12 protein-coding genes and 1 tRNA gene are annotated in these 13,937 nt (G+C 70.4%); 9 read left to right on the top strand and 4 right to left on the bottom strand.

The window, feature by feature from the left end; all coding sequences use genetic code 11:
* Positions 1–182: 182 nt before the first annotated feature.
* Positions 183–2,462 carry a rhamnogalacturonan lyase family protein gene (locus SM447_RS18010; protein WP_474573980.1) on the top strand — a complete coding sequence of 760 codons (2,280 nt, stop codon included), beginning with the start codon at positions 183–185 and terminating at the stop codon, positions 2,460–2,462.
* A 287-nt stretch (positions 2,463–2,749) separates the two neighbouring features.
* Here the strand turns inward: SM447_RS18010 and SM447_RS18005 are convergent, their stop codons facing one another.
* On the bottom strand, positions 2,750–3,766 hold the full coding sequence (locus SM447_RS18005; protein ID WP_474573979.1) for an LLM class flavin-dependent oxidoreductase: 1,017 nt from the start codon (positions 3,764–3,766) through the stop codon (positions 2,750–2,752).
* 44 nt (positions 3,767–3,810) lie between these two features.
* Entirely contained in the window at positions 3,811–4,290 is a 480-nt protein-coding gene (locus SM447_RS18000) for an Lrp/AsnC family transcriptional regulator (protein ID WP_204013943.1), read from the bottom strand.
* 102 nt (positions 4,291–4,392) lie between these two features.
* Here SM447_RS18000 and SM447_RS17995 point away from each other — a divergent pair, with 102 nt between their 5' ends.
* Positions 4,393–5,550, top strand: a complete 1,158-nt coding sequence (locus SM447_RS17995) for a trans-sulfuration enzyme family protein (RefSeq protein WP_474573978.1) — start codon at positions 4,393–4,395, stop codon at positions 5,548–5,550.
* A 49-nt stretch (positions 5,551–5,599) separates the two neighbouring features.
* On the opposite strand, the gene SM447_RS17990 is transcribed toward SM447_RS17995, so the two are convergent.
* Both SM447_RS17990 and SM447_RS17985 read right to left on the bottom strand, forming a co-directional pair.
* Entirely contained in the window at positions 5,600–6,349 is a 750-nt protein-coding gene (locus SM447_RS17990) for a terminase gpP N-terminus-related DNA-binding protein (RefSeq protein WP_474573977.1), read from the bottom strand.
* A 35-nt stretch (positions 6,350–6,384) separates the two neighbouring features.
* Positions 6,385–6,458, bottom strand: a tRNA-Leu gene (locus SM447_RS17985).
* Between the two features lie 106 nt (positions 6,459–6,564).
* Between SM447_RS17985 and SM447_RS17980 the strand changes: the two genes are divergently transcribed.
* The 7 genes from SM447_RS17980 to SM447_RS17950 all read left to right on the top strand — a co-directional run bounded on the left by SM447_RS17980 (position 6,565) and on the right by SM447_RS17950 (position 13,830).
* Entirely contained in the window at positions 6,565–7,194 is a 630-nt protein-coding gene (locus tag SM447_RS17980; protein WP_474573976.1) for an ANTAR domain-containing response regulator, read from the top strand.
* Positions 7,195–7,252: 58 nt separating this feature from the next.
* Positions 7,253–8,452, top strand: a complete 1,200-nt coding sequence (locus SM447_RS17975) for a hypothetical protein (protein ID WP_474573975.1) — start codon at positions 7,253–7,255, stop codon at positions 8,450–8,452.
* Positions 8,453–8,820: 368 nt separating this feature from the next.
* Positions 8,821–9,975, top strand: coding sequence for a branched-chain amino acid ABC transporter substrate-binding protein (locus SM447_RS17970; RefSeq protein WP_474573974.1), 1,155 nt, complete (start codon positions 8,821–8,823; stop codon positions 9,973–9,975).
* A 68-nt stretch (positions 9,976–10,043) separates the two neighbouring features.
* Entirely contained in the window at positions 10,044–11,027 is a 984-nt protein-coding gene (locus tag SM447_RS17965; protein WP_474573973.1) for a branched-chain amino acid ABC transporter permease, read from the top strand.
* An 8-nt stretch (positions 11,028–11,035) separates the two neighbouring features.
* The gene (locus SM447_RS17960) at positions 11,036–12,181 is read left to right on the top strand and encodes a branched-chain amino acid ABC transporter permease (protein WP_474573972.1); all 1,146 of its coding nucleotides are present in this window, start codon (positions 11,036–11,038) and stop codon (positions 12,179–12,181) included.
* A complete protein-coding gene (locus SM447_RS17955; RefSeq protein ID WP_474573971.1) occupies positions 12,174–13,130 on the top strand; it encodes an ABC transporter ATP-binding protein in 957 nt (318 codons plus the stop codon). Before SM447_RS17960 ends, SM447_RS17955 begins: the two co-directional genes overlap by 8 nt.
* Entirely contained in the window at positions 13,120–13,830 is a 711-nt protein-coding gene (locus SM447_RS17950; protein ID WP_474573970.1) for an ABC transporter ATP-binding protein, read from the top strand. Before SM447_RS17955 ends, SM447_RS17950 begins: the two co-directional genes overlap by 11 nt.
* Positions 13,831–13,937 lie beyond the last annotated feature (107 nt).

Genomic DNA, 13,937 nt, shown 5'->3' with positions numbered 1-13,937 from the left:
GCGCTTGCCCTACCATCACAGGCGCGCGGGGCACACTCATGGGCATCGATAATCGGGCACATTTCCGTCAGCGTGGCGTACTCCCGTCGGCCCCGGCACGGCCAGCGGAGCACCTTTCGTCGGCTCCGGGCACGGCCGGCGGACCACCGGCCGCCGCGCGTCCGACCTCCACCGGAGGAGCCATGCTTCGCACCGCCCCCCGGGCGGCCCTGCTCGCCGCGGCCACCGTCACCGCGGTCGCTGCCGCCGGCGTGCTGACCACCCTGACCGCCTCGGCCGCCGCCACGGGATGCCGCGTCGACTACCGCGTCACCAACCAGTGGAGCGGCGGCTTCGGCGCCGACGTCACCGTCACCAACCTCGGCGACCCGGTCAACGGCTGGACGCTCACCTGGTCCTACGCCGCCGGGCAACAGGTCACCCAGGCCTGGAACGCCACCGTCACCCAGTCCGGCGCCCAGGTGAGCGCCCGCAACGTCGACTACAACGCCGCCATCGCCACCAACGCCAGCGCCACCTTCGGCTTCAACGGCTCGTGGAACGGCAGCAACCCGGCCCCCACCAGCTTCGCGCTGAACGGCATCACCTGCACCGGCGCCACCACCCCGACCACCACGCCGACCACCGCACCGCCCAGCCCGCCGCGTCCGTCACCCACCGTCGCGCCGTCGACGACTCCATCGCCGACCAGCTCACCGCCCACCCCACCGCCCGGGACGATGCAGGCGGAGAACCTGGAACGGGGCCTGGTCAGCGTGCGCTCCGGGTCGGCCAACCTGGTCTCCTGGCGGCTGCTGGGCACCGAGACCACCGGTGTCACGTTCAACCTGTACCGGGGCACGACCAGGGTGAACGCCAGCCCGATCACCGGCGCGACCAACTACCTGGACAGTGGCGCGCCGGCCGGAGCGATCTACACGGTGCGGGCCGTGGTGGGCGGCGTCGAACAGACCCCCTCCGTGCCGGCCCTGCAGTTCCCCGCCGGTTACCTCGACGTGCCGTTGCAGGTCCCGCCGGGCGGCACCACGCCCAGCGGCGAGGCGTACAGCTACTCGGCGAACGACGCCAGCGTCGGCGACCTCGACGGCGACGGCGACTACGACTTCGTGGTCAAGTGGGAGCCGTCCAACGCCAAGGACAACTCGCAGTCCGGCTACACCGGCAACGTCTACATCGACGCGTACACCCTGCCTGGCTACCGGCTGTGGCGCATCGACCTGGGCCGCAACATCCGGGCCGGGGCCCACTACACCCAGTTCCAGGTGTACGACTACGACGGCGACGGCCGCGCCGAGGTGGCCATGAAGACCGCCGACGGCACCCGCTCCGGCACCGGCCAGGTGATCGGCAACGCGAGCGCCGACCACCGCAACTCCGCCGGCTACGTCCTCGCCGGCCCCGAGTACCTCACCATGTTCGACGGCAGCACCGGCGCCGCCCTCTCCACCGTCAACTACGACCCGCCGCGCGGCACCGTCTCCTCCTGGGGCGACAACTACGGCAACCGCGTCGACCGGTTCCTCGCCGGCACCGCGTACCTCGACGGGCAACGACCATCCCTGATCATGGCTCGCGGGTACTACACCCGGGCGGTCGTCGCCGCCTGGGACTTCCGCAACGGCACCCTCACCAAGCGGTGGACCTTCGACTCCAACGCCTCCGGCAACGCAGCCGCCGCCGGGCAGGGCAACCACAGCCTCTCCATCGCCGACGTCGACGGCGACGGCCGGCAGGAGATCGTCTACGGCGCGGCCACCATCGACGACAACGGCCGACTGCTCTGGTCCACCGGCCACGGCCACGGCGACGCCGGACACGTCGGCGACCTCGACCCGTCCCGCCCGGGATTGGAGTACTTCAAGGTCAGCGAGGATTCGAGCAAGCCCAGCTCCTGGTTCGCCGACGCCCGCACCGGGCAGATCCTCTGGTCCACCCCGGCCGGCGGCGACAACGGCCGCGGCGTCTCCGGCGACATCTGGGCCGGCAGCCCCGGCGCCGAATCCTGGTCGTCCGCGGTGAGCGGACTGGCCAACACCCGGGGCCAGAACATCGGCCGCAAACCCTCCTCGACGAACTTCCTCATCTGGTGGGACGGCGACCCGGTCCGCGAACTGCTCGACGCCACCCGCATCGACAAGTACGGCACCAGCGGCGACACCCGCCTGCTCACCGGCAGCGACGTCGCCGCCAACAACGGCACCAAGGCCACCCCCGCGCTGTCGGCCGACATCCTCGGCGACTGGCGGGAAGAGGTGATCTGGCGGACCAGCGACAGCCGGGCGCTACGGATCTACAGCACCTCGACGCCGACCAGCAGCCGGATCCACACCCTGATGCACGACATGCAGTACCGGGTCGCCGTCGCCTGGCAGAACACCGCCTACAACCAGCCCCCGCACCCGAGCTTCTTCATCGGCGACGGGATGGCCACCCCACCCGCGCCCCGCATCTACCTGCGTTGACCGCGGAGCGCGAGAGACGGTAGAAGAAAGGGGACAGGCACCGGGCCGCAATCGCGGAATCCGCACAACTGCGGCCCGGTGCCCCACACCGCGGCACCCCCGACCCGTCCCGACCGGGGAGTGCCGTACCACCACCGGATACAACGTTAGGCGGGCTCCGCGTCGCGAGGGTGACGCTGTCGTGAAGATCGTGTTTCACGACCCCGCAAACGCTGTGACCTGGCCCACCATGCCTGGCCGACCTCCCGGACGCCGCCAGCGGCCGACCGGCGGCCCCCGCCGCCCGATTAGCGGCGCAGACCCCCGGCGACCTCGGTCGCGATCAGCTCGAACGAGCGCACCCGGTCGGCGATGTCGTACACCATCGTGGTCAACATCAGCTCGTCCGCGCCGGTGCTGGCCAGCAGGTCGCCCAACTGCCGGCGCACCGTCTCCGGGGAACCGGTCGCCTGACCCTCCCGCCGCTGCGCCAGGAACTCCCGCTCCAGCTCGGTGTACGGATACGCCGCCGCCTCCTCCGGCGTAGCGAGGGGCTCCGGTCGCCCCGACCGCAGCCGCAGAAACGACAACCCGGCCGGCCCGGACAGCCACTCGGCGCGTTCGTCCGACTCCGCGCACACCGCGTTCACCGCCACCATCGCGTACGGCCGCTCCAACCACCGCGACGGGCGGAAACTCTGCCGGTACAGCGCCAACGCGGGCAGGGTGTTCCGCGCGCTGAAATGGTGCGCGAACGAGAACGGCAGGCCCAGCGCGCCGGCCAGCTGGGCGCTGAACCCACTCGAACCCAGCAACCACACCGCCGGCCGCTGCCCACGACCCGGAGTCGCGGTGATCCGCGCCGACGCCGACTCGTCGAAGTAATCCATCAGGTCACCCAGCTCCCGGGGGAAACCCTCGGCGGACAGGCCCTCCATCGTGCGCCGCAGGGCCAGCGCGGTGACCTGGTCGGTGCCCGGAGCCCGACCGATACCCAGGTCGATACGCCCCGGATGCAGCGCCTCCAGGGTGCCGAACTGCTCGGCCACCACCAGCGGCGCGTGATTGGGCAGCATCACCCCACCCGAACCGAGCCGGATGTCGGTGGTGTGCGCGGCCAGGTGCGCGATCAGCACCGCCGGCGCCGACGACGCGATGGCCGGCATGTTGTGGTGCTCGGCCACCCAGAACCGGCGGTACCCCAGCTCGTCGGTGCGCCGGGCCAGCTCGGTGGTGTGCCGCAACGCCTCACCGGCGGACGCGCCGGCGGCGACGGGGGCGAGGTCGAGAACAGACAACGGTACGTCGATCACAGCGATGGCCAACCCAACGGACGACGGTTCTGTTCCCCGGCGAGACCACCACGTGATCAACCCGACCCGCGGGCCTGCTCGAAGATCAGACTGGTCTGGGTGTGCTGCACCGCCGGATCCACCGCCAGGTGATCCAGCACGAAGTCGCGCAACGCCTCCGCCGAGGCCGCCCGCACGTGCAGCACGTAGTCCTCCGCGCCGGCCACGTGGAACACCGACACCACCCCCGGCAGACGCACCGAACGGGCCCGGAACGCATCCACCGCCGCCCGCGCGTGCTCGGTCAGCCGCACCGACACCAACGCCTGCAACGGCAACCCCAACGCGGCCGGATGCACCTCGGCGTGGAACCCCCGGATCGCCCCGCACTCCCGCAACGCCCGGGTGCGGGCCAGGCAGGTCGACGGGGCCACCCCGACGCGCTCGGCGAGGGCATTGTTCGGCAACCGGCCGTCCCCGGCCAGCTCGGTGAGGATCGCGCGGTCGGTGTCGTCGAGAGCCGCGAACGGCCGAACATCGTTCGATACGGGGGGCATGCCGCCATCCTTCACCGAACGACACCGACTCCGGAAGGGAAAATAACGAATAATATTCGGAACTATTGCCCCTGTTGGGCGGGATGTTCGATCCTCTCCGGCATGACGACCGTGGACACCCGAGCCGTGCACGCCGGCCGCGACGACCTCGCCGCCCTCGGCGTCCACGTACCGCCGATCGACCTCTCCACCACCAACCCGCTGCCCTCGGTCGACGGCGGCGGCGACGCCTACGAGACCCTCGCCACCGGCGGCACCCTGCCCGCCGGCGCCAGCGCCGTCTACCAACGGCTGTGGAACCCCACCGTGGCCCGCTTCGAGGCCGCCCTCGCCGAACTGGAAGGCACCCCCGAGGCGATCGCGTTCGCCAGCGGCATGGCCGCGCTCACCGCCACCCTGCTCGCCGCCACCCGCGACGGCCGGCGGCACGTGGTCGCCGTCCGCCCCCTCTACGGCGGCACCGACCACGTGCTCGCCACCGGCCTGCTCGGCACCGAGGTCACCTGGGCCACCCCCCACTCCGTCGCCGACGCCGTCCGCCCCGACACCGCCCTGGTGATCGCCGAGACCCCGGCCAACCCCACTCTCGACCTCGTCGACATCGCCGCCCTCGCCCACGCCGCCGGCCAGGTGCCCCTGCTCATCGACAACACCGTCGCCACCCCGGTGCTCCAGCAACCCACCCGCCACGGCGCCCGGCTGGTGCTGCACAGCGCCACCAAGAGCATCGGCGGCCACGGCGACGTACTCGCCGGAGCGATCGCCTGCGACGCCGAGTGGGCCGCCCGGCTGCGCCAGATCCGCGCGCTCACCGGCGCGATCCTGCACCCCCTCGGGGCGTACCTGCTACACCGCGGCCTCCAGACACTGCCGGTACGGGTCCGCGCCCAACAGGCCGGAGCGGAGAAACTCGCCGCCTGGCTCGCCGAACACCCGGCGGTCACCCGGGTCCACCACCCCGGCGCCAACGACCCGGCCGGGCTCGTCGGCCGGCAGATGTCCGGCCCGGGCAGCCTCCTCGCCTTCGAGGTACGCGGCGGCGCGCCCGCCGCGGCGGCGGTCGCCGACGCCTGCCGACTGATCACCCACGCCGTCTCCCTCGGCGGCGTCGACACGCTCATCCAGCACCCGGCGTCGCTCACCCACCGCCCCGTCGAGGCGGACGCGAAACCCGACGGCGGCCTGCTGCGGCTCTCCGTCGGCCTGGAGGACCCGGAGGACCTGCGCGCCGACCTGGAGCGGGCCCTCGCCACCATCTGATCGCACGACTGGCCGGCGCGGGCGACCGACGCCCGTGCCGCCCGACCGGTCACGACTTCGGGCCGACGTGACGGTCCAGCGCGACGACCGCCTCCCGCCGAGCGACCGAGAGACTGTTGCGGCGGTTCATCCGCCAGGCGATGCCGAGCAGGTCCAGCGCCCACTGGCACAGCCCCATGATGTCGGCCGACTCGTTGACGAACATGTAACGCGGGTAGACGTACACCTTGCCGCGGACGGAGACCCGGTTGGCGATCCGGCACCCGTCGGAGTGGAACAGCCCGCGGAGAAAGTCACCGGGAAACGTCCGGACGATGCGCTCCTGCCAGTCGGCAAGAACGATCGGCCGCTCGTGCTTCTTGCCGGGCCCGTGTTGTGGCAGCAGGCAGGGCCAGTGTGTCCCGTAACTCTGCACGCTTACGCAACCCTCTTTCTGGACCCGCTGGACCTTGATCGCCAGTACCGCCCGCATGGCCGCCTCACACGCGTCGATCAGGCCGGGCCACGCGTTGCTGCACGAGATCCGGAGAACTGGCACCCGCGCGGAGGTCACCAGGTGCCCGTCGCCGAGGTACAGACCGTGCAGATAGGCGTAGGCGGCAAGGATTGTCGGGTTGTCGACGTCGGCGCGACATCGGAAGCAACGTAAGGCGGTGGCGCGCATCTTTGGGATTGACCGATCCCTGCACCAGTGACGCACGGTCGGATAAGGCAGCCCGACGCTCCTGGCGACCTCCGCGATGGTCGCACCGGCTAGAAACAAGCTGCGTGCGCGGGCGCGCACCTCGGGCGGATGCATGGCGCTATCGTCGAACGCTCGTACGACACTTTCGGTGTCCCCGGTGGGATTCGAACCCACACTGTCGGAGGTTTGAGCTCCGTTTCTCTACCGATTGGAATACGGGGACTTCTCGCTCAACGCCTGTCGCGTCGTGCCATAGGTTACCCACTACGCTAGGAGCGGCGACACCCGGTACCGCGGGTGTCGAGGCTCAGACTGGGTGGGAGTGGCTCGTGGCCGAGACGCAGACGGATGCCGCGCGCAGGCGGGTACTGATCGCCGAGGACGAGGCGCTGATCCGGCTGGACCTGGCCGAGATGCTGGCCGAAGAGGGCTACGAGGTGGTCGGCGAGGCCGGTGACGGCGAGACCGCCGTGCGGCTGGCCGAGGAGCTGAAGCCCGATCTGGTGATCCTCGACATCAAGATGCCGATCATGGACGGGTTGGCCGCCGCCGAGCGGATCGCCGGGGCCCGGATCGCCCCCGTGATCATCCTGACCGCGTTCAGCCAGCGGGACCTGGTGGAGCGGGCGCGGGCGGCCGGCGCGATGGCGTACCTGGTCAAGCCCTTCCAGAAGAGCGACCTGGTGCCGGCGGTGGAGATCGCCCTCTCCCGCTACTCGGAGATCGCCGCCCTGGAGGCCGAGGTGGCCGGGCTGACCGACCGGCTGGAGGTCCGCAAGACCGTCGAGCGGGCCAAGGGCGCGCTGATGACCACCTACAACATGAGTGAGCCGCAGGCGTTCAAGTGGATCCAGCGCACCGCGATGGACCACCGGATGACCATGAAGGAGGTCTCCGAGCGGATTCTCGCCGAGACCACCGGCGGCGAGGTGGCCGAGCCGGTGGAGCCGACCTCCTGACCGACCGGCCGCTTCGGCTCGGCCGGGGAGGCCGGTACGGGCGCTAGCATCTGGCCGCATGGGCGGTCGATGGCTCGCGCACACCCGGCGTTCCGGTGGTCGTCGGTTCCTGCTGGTCGGGGCCGGTCTGCTGGCCGTGCTGCTGGCGGGTTGCCCGGCGCCGGTCCGCGAGCCGGCAGAGCCGGGGCCGCTGCGGGTGGCGTGGCAGCGGGTCCAGTTGCCGTCGCCCGACGGGCCGGGGCGGATCGTGTTGCGGGACCTGGCGGTCTGCGGCGGCCGTTGGTACGCCGCCGGTGCGGTGACCGACGGGGCGGGCGGCACCCGTCCGGCGGCGTGGTCCAGTCCGGACGGTGCGGCGTGGACGCCGGTGCCGGTGGTGGCTGACTCCTACTACGGCCGGCGGAGCGTGTTGTTCTCGATCGCCTGCCGGGACGGGGTCGCCGCGGCCGTCGGGGGCAAGGTCGGTGGCGCGCACGGGAATCCGCGGGTGAGCACCTGGTGGCAGCGCGGTGACGGCACGCTGGTCGAGGTGGCGGCGTCGTTCGAGCTGTACGGCGGGCCGAAGGCGGTGAACGTGTCCCGGCTGGCCGTCGGTCCCGCCGGCTGGTTGATCGTGGGCAACCGGGCCAGTGGCGCGGCGGCCTGGGTGTCGCCGGACGCGGCGGAGTTCTCCCTGGTCGAGGGTGCGCCGGAGCTGTCCACCGACGATCAGGGGGTGACCTGGGCGTTCGACGCGGTGGCCGGGCCGTCGGGGTGGTTGGCGGTGGGTGGGGTGCTGCCGCCGGGTCGGATCGACCGTGATCCGGCGGCCTGGTCGTCGGTGGACGGGCGTGACTGGCACCGCACCGCGCTGCCCGGCACCGAGGCGTACGAGGAGATGCAGCGGGTGGTGCTGGTCGACGGCGCGCCGGTGGGGGTGGGGTTGCGGGGTCGGGAGTTCGGTGCCTGGCGCCAGGAGCCGGCCGGCTGGACTGTCGGCGGTGGGTTCGGTGCGGTGGGCGCTGGGGTGCCCTCGGTCGGTGGGTTGGCCGCCGCGGGCGGGCAGGTGATGGCGGTGGTCTCCGACGGCGAGCGGTACGGCGGGTGGATCTCCGGGGACCGGGGTGCCGGGTGGCGGGCGGTCGAGTTGCCGGTGGTGGCACCGGTGGGGGCGGACCGGGGCGTAAGCCTGGCGGCGGACGGTCAGCGGTGGTGGCTGGCGGTGGATGACGGCTCGGCCACGTCGCTGTGGGTCGGCGGACTTTCCGGGACGTCGTAGGGAAGCCATTCGGCTACTTTCTGTAGTTGCTTCGGCTCGTCTGGGGGTGCCGCCCGGGCGGGTGATCCGGCTGTCCGGGCAGGCCGGTTGCGGTGATCGATGAGGTCCCATCTGGCGGACGGGCAGCCGTCGAACGACCGGTCAGCGGATTGACCTGTTACGGGAGTGGCGGCATTCGGGGCCGTCTTCGTAACGGTTTCGCAGACCCCGCCCCAGCCTCTTCCGAGACCGTATGAGTGTGGGTACGCTCCGCCATCACGAGCCGTAATGCAGGGGGTGTCCTTGCTGGGTCGGTGGTGTCGCGCCACAGCCGTCGCCGCCGTCCCGGGCCAGGTGGTCCGCCTGCTTCTGGAGGAGGTCAGGAAGCCGTGAGGCGAAGCTATTCAAGGGCGCTGGGTACTGCCGCGCTCGCCGCGGTGCTGGTCGCCGCCGCGGGCTGCCAGGACACCGGCAGCAGCAACGGCGACAACGCCGCGTCCGGGGACTGCGGTGGCAAGATCGCCATCTTCGGCGCGTTCACCGGTGACAACGCGGGCCTGGTGCTGCCGTCGCTGAACGGCGCGAAGCTCGCGATCAAGCAGCACAACGACGCGAACGCCGACTGCCAGATCGAGATGGTCGAGTTCGACACGCAGGGTGACCCGGCGCAGGCGACTCCGGTCGCGAACCAGGTCGCGGGCGACGCCTCGTTCCTCGGTGTCATCGGCGGTCACTTCTCCGGTGAGTCGGACGCCACCATGCCGGTCTACGAGGCCGCCGGCCTCGTGATGGTCGCCCCGTCGGCGACCCGGACCGACCTGACCCAGAAGGGCAACAAGTCCTTCTTCCGGGTGGTCGGCAACGACGGCACCCAGGCGGGTGCGGTGGCGACCTACCTGAAGTCGCAGAACGCCCAGCGGGTCTTCCTGATCGACGACGCTAGCGCCTACGGTGCCGGCATCACCGCCGAGCTGACCAAGAACCTGGGTGCGACCATCGCCGCCAGCGACAAGATCCAGGAGCGGCAGTCGCAGTTCGAGGCGACCATCTCGAAGATCAAGGCGGCGAACGCCGACTTCGTCTTCTACGGCGGCTACACCCGTGAGGCCGCGCCGCTGGTTCGCCAGATGCGTGCCGCCGGTGTGCAGGCGAAGTTCATCGGTCCGGACGGTCTCTACGACCCGGCCTTCCCGGCTGGCGCCTCCGGTGGTGCCGAGGGCTCCATCATCACCTGCCCGTGCCTCCCGGCCGACAAGGCCGGTGGCACCTTCACCGCCGACTACCAGGCCGCGTACGGCCAGGCGCCGGGTTCCTACGGTGCTGAGGGCTTCGACGCCGCGCAGATCTTCGTGGACGCCTTCAAGGACGGCAAGAAGACCCGTCCCGAGATCCTGGAGTACGTGAAGAACTACGACAAGCAGGGCGTGTCGAAGTACATCAAGTTCGCCGAGAACGGTGACGTCGACCCGAGCCGCGTTGTCATCTGGTCCTACGAGATCAAGGGCACGGCGTTCGAGCCGCTGCAGGAGCTCAAGCTCAGCTGACGACCGGCACCGAGTGCGGCCGGGGTTCGTTCCTGTAGCCCCGGCCGCGCTCCATGCAAGGAGACCTGGTGAATTTCGACGACCTCTTCGGCCACATCGGCCAGCACACCGTCGACGGGTTGTCCAAGGGGGCGATCTATGCCCTGATCGCCCTCGGTTACACCCTGGTGTACGGCGTCCTGCGTCTGATCAACTTTGCCCACTCCGAGGTGTTCATGGTCGGCACCTTCGCGGTGCTGGGCCTGTGGACCGCCTTCGGGGTGGAGAACAACCCGCCGCTCGGCCAGGCGGTGCTGTTCCTGGTACTCGGCCTGATAGTCGCGGCGCTCGCCTCGGGTGGCACCGCGCTGGCGATCGAGCGGATCGCCTACCGTCCGTTGCGGCGTAAGAACGCCCCACCGCTGATCTTCCTGATCACCGCCATCGGTCTGTCGCTGGTGCTGGTCGAGATCTTCGGCCTGGTGCTGCCGAAGCTGCTCGGCGAGGCGGTGCCCTCGATGTTCGGCCGTGCTCGGATCATCCTCGGCATGCCGACCATCATCGAGTCGAAGACGCTCTTCACGGTCCTCAACACGTCGATCACCAACATTCAGGTGATCGTGTTCGTGGCCGCCGTGGCGATGATGGCGCTGCTGGACTGGTTCATCAACCGCACCCGGTACGGCCGGGGTGTGCGGGCGGTGGCGCAGAACCCGGAGACGGCCGCGTTGATGGGCGTCAACCAGGAACGCGTGATCATGCTGATCTTCGTGCTGGGCGGCATCATGGCCGGTGCGGCGGCGTTGCTGTGGAGCATGCGCTTCGGTTTCACGCAGAGCAGCATCGGTTTCGTGCTCGGCCTCAAGGCGTTCACCGCTGCCGTGCTCGGTGGCATCGGTAACCTGCGCGGCGCGTTGCTGGGCGGTCTGTTCCTCGGCATCGTCGAGGTCTACGGCGCCACCCTGTTCGCGTCGAACTGGGAGGACGTCATCGCCTTCATCGTGCTGGTCGTGGTGCTGATGTTCCGTCCCACCGGCATTCTGGGCGAGTCGCTGGGGAGGGCCCGAGCATGATCAACAAGATGCGAGAGCTGGACCGCGGCAGGGTCAACGCCCTGCACTCGGTCGCCGACCGGTGGCGGGCGCTGCCGAGGTGGCAGCGGTCGTTGGCGTTCGTCGCCTTCGTGGTCTTCCTCTACTACCTGCCGTTGCTGGGCATCCCGGGTCTCACCTGGCTGCGGACCGACTCGATCTCGGGCGGCAGCAACTGGGCCGGTGTGCTGTTCACCTGTGCCGTCTACGTGCTGGTGGCGATCGGCCTCAACGTGGTGATCGGCCTGGCCGGTCTGCTCGACCTCGGTTACATCGGCTTCTTCGCCATCGGCGCGTACGCCGTGGCGTTGTTCGGTTCGGTGAACTCGCCGGTGGTCAAGTGGTTCCAGGCGGAGTTCGACCTGCCGCCCACCTGGGCGGTGACCTGGGCGATCTGCGCCTTCATCGCGCTGGTGATGGCGCTCATCTCCGGGGTGATCCTGGGCTGGCCGACGCTGCGGCTGCGCGGCGACTACCTGGCCATCGTGACGCTCGGCTTCGGCGAGATCATCCGGATCGTCGCCCGCAACATGGAGGGTGTCACCCGGGGCCCGCAGGGCATCGCGGCGATTCCCGGTCCGGAGGGCCCGCCCTCGTCGGACAACCAGGTCTTCGGCCTGATCGACATCAAGCCGTGGTACTGGCTGGCGCTCACCGTCGTGCTCCTCATGGTCTTCGCGGTGCGCCGGCTGGAGCACAGCCGGGTCGGCCGGTCCTGGCTGGCCATCCGCGAGGACGAGGACGCGGCGGCGGTGATGGGTGTCTACCCGTTCAAGTTCAAGCTCTGGGCCTTCGCCATCGGCGCGGCGCTCGGCGGCTTCGCCGGCTTCCTGTTCGCCAGCCGGTACGCCTTCATCGACCCGACCCAGTTCAACGTGAACCTCTCCATCCTCTTCGTGGCGATGGTGGTGGTCGGCGGGTCCGGCAACATGGTCGGCGTGTCGGTGGGCGCGGTGCTGCTGGCGTACCTGCCGGAGCGGTTCCGGGAGATCGCCGACTACCGGTGGTTGGCCTTCGGTCTGGCCATGGTGCTGGTGATGATCCTGCGGCCGCAGGGCCTGATCCCCAGCCGGCGGCGGGCCCGCGAGCTGAAGGACCGTGCGGCGGAGGCAGAGGAGGCGCCCGCTCATGTCTGACGAGACGAACACCCCGGCGGCGTCGGACACCCCGGCTGCGCCGAGGATCCCGGCGCAGCCGGGACCGGCGAAGACCTTGCTGGAGGTCGACAACGTCACGCTGCGCTTCGGTGGCGTGGTCGCCCTCAACGAGGTCAACTTCGCGATCAAGGAAGGCGAGATCCTCGGGCTGATCGGGCCCAACGGGGCCGGCAAGACCACCTGCTTCAACGTGATGACGGGGGTCTACAAGCCGACCTCGGGTGCGGTGCGGTTCCGCGGCGAGCGGGTCACCGGCCGTAAGCCGCACCAGATCAGCCGGCTGGGCATCTCCCGGACGTTCCAGAACATCCGGCTGTTCCCGGAGATGTCGGCGCTGGAGAACGTCATGGTCGGGACGGACTCCCGGCACAAGACGAGCGTGCCCGGCGCGCTGTTCCGGCTCTACCGGGTGCGGCCCAAGCCGGAGGAGCTGCCGGAGGTCACCGCCTCCGGCGGCATCGTGCGCACCTGGCAGCAGGTGCGGCGCTCGTTCGCCAAGACCTTCGGTCTGTCCCGGCACATCCTGGAGGAGCGGGCGGCCGAGGAGAAGGCGATGGAGCTGCTGCGCTTCGTCGGCATCGCCGACCGGGCCAACGACGCGGCACGCAACCTCCCGTACGGCTACCAGCGTCGGCTGGAGATCGCCCGGGCGCTCGGCACCGAGCCGCAGCTGCTCTGCCTGGACGAGCCGGCGGCCGGGTTCAACCCGGCCGAGAAGGAGGAACTGCTGGGGCTGATCCGCCGGATCCGCGACAAGGGCGTGACCGTGCTGCTGATCGAGCACGACATGCGACTGGTGATGGGTGTCACCGACCGGATCGTGGTGCTGGAGTTCGGCAGCAAGATCGCCGATGGGCTGCCGGACGAGGTCAGCCGAGACCCGCGGGTGATCGCGGCGTACCTGGGGGAGCCCGCCGATGCTGCTTGAGTTGGACAACGTCAGCGTCTCGTACGGTCGGATCGAGGCGTTGCACGGCATCAGCCTCACCGTCAACGAGGGGGAGGTGGTGGCCCTGATCGGCGCCAACGGCGCCGGTAAGACCACCACCATGCGGGCGATCTCCGGCATCCGGTCGCTCTCCGGCGGTCGGATCACCTTCAACGGCGAGGACATCAGCAAGCTCCGCGCCGACCTGCGGGTGGTCCGGGGCCTGTGCCAGTCGCCCGAGGGTCGGCAGATCTTCCCCGGCATGACTGTCCTGGAGAACCTGGACATGGGGGCGTACACCCGGCGCGACCACGCCGGCATCGCCGCCGACCTGGAGCGGGTGCTGACCATGTTCCCTCGGCTGCGGGAGCGGCGTAAGCAGGCCGGTGGCACCCTCTCCGGTGGTGAGCAGCAGATGCTCGCCGTCGGTCGGGCGCTGATGAGCCGGCCGAAGCTGCTGCTGCTGGACGAGCCGTCGATGGGTCTCGCCCCGATGATCATCCAGCAGATCTTCGACATCATCGTGGAGATCAACCAGCAGGGCACCACGGTCCTGCTGGTGGAGCAGAACGCGCAGCAGGCGCTCTCCCGCGCCCACCGGGCGTACGTGCTGGAGACCGGGCGGATCGTCAAGGAGGGCACCGGTCAGGAGCTCCTGCGCGATCCCTCGATCAAGGAGGCGTACCTGGGCGTGGCCTGAGGCACGTCGTACCGTCGTCGGCCGTCCGTCCCCTGCGGGACGGGCGGCCGGTGGCGTTCCCGGCGCTGCCTGCCGGGCTTGTCGGCGGTACGGACTAGAGTCGCAGC

It is taken from the genome of Micromonospora aridisoli (assembly GCF_056150025.1).
Note: the sequence above shows the minus strand (reverse complement) of the source record. Positions and strands in the feature narration are given on the sequence as shown.

What these genes read in the sequence shown, in the direction of transcription:
- SM447_RS18010 (WP_474573980.1), top strand. Translation starts at nt 183, where the DNA reads ATGCTTCGCACCGCCCCCCGGGCGGCCCTGCTCGCCGCGGCCACCGTC.
- SM447_RS18000 (WP_204013943.1), bottom strand. Translation starts at nt 4,290, where the DNA reads ATGCCCCCCGTATCGAACGATGTTCGGCCGTTCGCGGCTCTCGACGAC.
- SM447_RS17995 (WP_474573978.1), top strand. Translation starts at nt 4,393, where the DNA reads ATGACGACCGTGGACACCCGAGCCGTGCACGCCGGCCGCGACGACCTC.
- SM447_RS17990 (WP_474573977.1), bottom strand. Translation starts at nt 6,349, where the DNA reads ATGCATCCGCCCGAGGTGCGCGCCCGCGCACGCAGCTTGTTTCTAGCC.
- SM447_RS17975 (WP_474573975.1), top strand. Translation starts at nt 7,253, where the DNA reads ATGGGCGGTCGATGGCTCGCGCACACCCGGCGTTCCGGTGGTCGTCGG.
- SM447_RS17960 (WP_474573972.1), top strand. Translation starts at nt 11,036, where the DNA reads ATGCGAGAGCTGGACCGCGGCAGGGTCAACGCCCTGCACTCGGTCGCC.
- SM447_RS17955 (WP_474573971.1), top strand. Translation starts at nt 12,174, where the DNA reads ATGTCTGACGAGACGAACACCCCGGCGGCGTCGGACACCCCGGCTGCG.
- SM447_RS17950 (WP_474573970.1), top strand. Translation starts at nt 13,120, where the DNA reads ATGCTGCTTGAGTTGGACAACGTCAGCGTCTCGTACGGTCGGATCGAG.